At 36.5% G+C, this 2,946-nt stretch carries 3 protein-coding genes; 1 reads left to right on the top strand and 2 read right to left on the bottom strand.

Annotation, left to right across the window (positions count from 1 at the left end; all coding sequences use genetic code 11):
• Nucleotides 1-119 precede the first annotated feature (119 nt).
• A complete protein-coding gene (locus tag ACIPNH_RS00820) occupies nucleotides 120-941 on the bottom strand; it encodes a uracil-DNA glycosylase (protein WP_400770999.1) in 822 nt (273 codons plus the stop codon).
• Nucleotides 931-1,470 (bottom strand): peptide deformylase, encoded by a 540-nt coding sequence (def, locus tag ACIPNH_RS00815; RefSeq protein ID WP_253309681.1) that lies wholly within the window; start codon nucleotides 1,468-1,470, stop codon nucleotides 931-933. Before def ends, ACIPNH_RS00820 begins: the two co-directional genes overlap by 11 nt.
• A 138-nt stretch (nucleotides 1,471-1,608) precedes the next feature.
• Between def and ftsA the strand changes: the two genes are divergently transcribed.
• Nucleotides 1,609-2,847 carry a cell division protein FtsA gene (ftsA, locus tag ACIPNH_RS00810; RefSeq protein WP_400770994.1) on the top strand — a complete coding sequence of 413 codons (1,239 nt, stop codon included), beginning with the start codon at nucleotides 1,609-1,611 and terminating at the stop codon, nucleotides 2,845-2,847.
• The last annotated feature ends 99 nt before the right edge of the window (nucleotides 2,848-2,946 follow it).

Here is a 2,946-nt window from a genome sequence, read left to right as displayed (position 1 = left end):
GCAAATACAATAGCTTCACTATCATGATAAGGGCGCTGGCGAAGGGTGTCAAGTAAGTTTTTCGTTTCTAACGATTGTTAACATGCTGCAAAAAACTATGCAAGAGGTCTACCACTTTATTAGGTATTTGTGCAGTTATTGGTGTTATCAAGATACTCCCTAATCTTCTTCAAATCCTCCCAGGCTAAACGTTTTTGTGCCGGTTGGCGAAGTAGGTAAGCTGGATGAAATATAGCGGCTGTGGTGATTGAATTGGACAAATATTGGTTAGTGTACGTATGAAATCTGCCACGCAAATTCGATATAGTTTTTGTGCTGTCAAGAAGGCTATAACATGCGATTCCCCCGACCAAAATTAAAATTTGTGGTGAAACTAGTGCAACGTGTTTTTCGACAAATGGTCTGCACATATCAAGCTCTAGGTCGGTTGGCTTTCTATTGCCAGGTGGACGCCAAAATACAGTATTGCTTATGTATACCTTAGTGCGATCAAGATTGATTGCATTTAACATTTTATCGAGCAACATTCCACTTGCACCACAAAATGATATGCCTTGAAGGTCTTCATTTGCTCCTGGAGCTTCACCAACGAGCATAATTTTTGCATTTGGATTACCATCGGAAAAGACAGTATTAGTTGCAGTTTTTTTTATCTCACAACCTTCAAATGATTCAACTGCACTTCTTAATTCATCCACACTACCACATTTACCTGCAAGTTTCCTTGCTTCAATTATCCAATCACTTGGAAACATGTCTTTTCCATCTTTAGTGTCATTCCAGCGCATACCTGCATCTTTCTTCTTAGTCCCAGTTTGGATAACAGAGGGTTGTACACTCTCTTTGCTCTCCAATTTTTTTTCCTCTTCACCCTCCATTAGTGTGCAATCAACGCCCACTTCATGGTAAAATTTTAATAATTCTAGGTCTTCATTGCTCATAATGCTTTTTAACCTTTTGTGCTTTTTTCATGGCCATATCATACTTTAATTTAGATAAATGTCTAATATATAATATGCCATTTAAGTGATCTAGCTCATGCTGAATACACCTTGCGAGCCAGCCGCAAGCTTTTAGCGTCTGTTCCTCATTATTTAAATCCTTATATTTCACAGTCAAATATTTTGGACGCTTAATTTCATAGCTTTGCTCTGGAATTGAAAGGCACCCTTCTTTGAGAATTACTTGTTCATCGGATAATTCCGTAATTTCAGGGTTAATCATGTAAAATTTGCCAGTCGATTCATACCCTACTGGCTCGTCTTCAGCTCGAGAGAGCTGAATGTCCATAACAAAAACTCTCCTCAGCACTCCAACTTGCACTGCAGCAAGGCCAAGACCTTCTGCATCGTACACAGTTTCGAACATGTCGTTTACTAATTCTTTAATTTTATCGTTTATATCTGTTACTTCACTGGCACGTGTGATTAGTCTTTCATCAGGGGCAATTACAATTGGTAATATGGACATAAAAATTATAATTCTATGTTTTGCTTTTCCTTTTGTCCAGAATTTAGTGTATATTAAAATGTTGCTATATCTATAATAGAAATATAAATTATTAAAGAAAGCTACAATTTAAATGAAATTGCGTAATAAGGTTAACTAATGTACTCTGCAGTAATAGCAAAACCAAAGAGAAACGTTTTTGCTGTTTTAGACATAGGTACAACAAAGATTATTTGTCTAATCGTTAAGATAAATGGCAACTTCAGCTATAAAGTAACAGGAACGGGTTATAAGATTGCAGAAGGTGTAAACGGTGGGTCGATAACTAATGTAAAACACGCAAATTACTCCATCTCATCAACTATAGGTTTAGCTGAGCAAGTGTCAGAGGAAACTATAGACCAGATATATGTAAGCATTGCTGGATGTGGCATCTCATCTTTCAAAGTACATAATGAAATTATTGCAGCTAATCATGAAATTTCTGACCGGGATATAAAACGTGTAGTTTTTCAGACGTTTGAGAAATATATTGAAGAAAATGTTATCATTCACAATATACCACTGAAATATCACTTAGATGACATGACTGACATAAAAGAAGTTGGTGGATTGTACGGAAAAAGACTATCTGCTGATGTTAATGTTGTCACTGCTTCGCGTCCAGCGCTTACCAATATTGAAAACTGTATTACCAATAATGGTGGATTAAATATGGCAGGTTGTATTGCTTCTGCATATTCTGCAGGTCTTGCGTGTCTCAGTGAAGATGAAAAAGAGCTCGGGACTGCTATTGTTGATATAGGCGGTGGGTGCACTGCAATTGGAATTTTCAAAAGAGGGAAACTTGTGTATGCAAGCAGCGCTCCAATTGGTGGCGTTCATATCACTCGAGATATTGCTTACGGGCTATGCACAAGCATAGAACGTGCAGAGTATATAAAAATACTGTATGGTAGCACTATCGTAACTTCAATAGATGAGAATGAGTACATTACAATGCAAAACAACGAAAATGATGAACCTACTCAAGTATTCAAATCTGAGCTTATTAACATCATAAGACCAAGAGTTGAAGAAATACTTGAAATGGTAAGAGAGCAATTTCAAGAGCAGAAAGATCCAATTAATAAAGTAGTGATCACAGGTGGAACTAGTCAACTCACAAGCATGAAGGAAATTGCAGGCTATATATTCAATAAGCAAGTTCGAATTGGGTGCCCTGAGTCTTGTAGCGGTCTTGATGGCGAATATGATAAAAATCCTGTATTTTCTGCTGCTATAGGCTCTATAAAGCTAATAGTTGACACTTTTTATAAAAATAATTCTGGTATTTTAGGTCAGGATGGTAAAATGAGTAAATTGTATAATTGGGTTAAATCAAAAGTTACAGTCTAGATTTCTGTTTTACCACCTTTCATACAAATGACTTGACACTAGGATCCATAGGACTTATTTTTATAATATGTAAAATTATTATGTTTATGTACTTGCGAG

Origin of the sequence: Wolbachia endosymbiont of Drosophila barbarae (genome assembly GCF_044752445.1) — a bacterium.
Lineage (GTDB): Bacteria > Pseudomonadota > Alphaproteobacteria > Rickettsiales > Anaplasmataceae > Wolbachia > Wolbachia pipientis.
The sequence above is the reverse complement of the archived record's forward strand: the minus strand, read 5'-3'. Positions and strand labels throughout refer to the sequence as shown.

Coding starts and splice junctions, on each gene's coding strand:
- ACIPNH_RS00820 (WP_400770999.1), bottom strand. CDS start 941: ATGAGCAATGAAGACCTAGAATTATTAAAATTTTACCATGAAGTGGGC.
- def (WP_253309681.1), bottom strand. CDS start 1,470: ATGTCCATATTACCAATTGTAATTGCCCCTGATGAAAGACTAATCACA.
- ftsA (WP_400770994.1), top strand. CDS start 1,609: ATGTACTCTGCAGTAATAGCAAAACCAAAGAGAAACGTTTTTGCTGTT.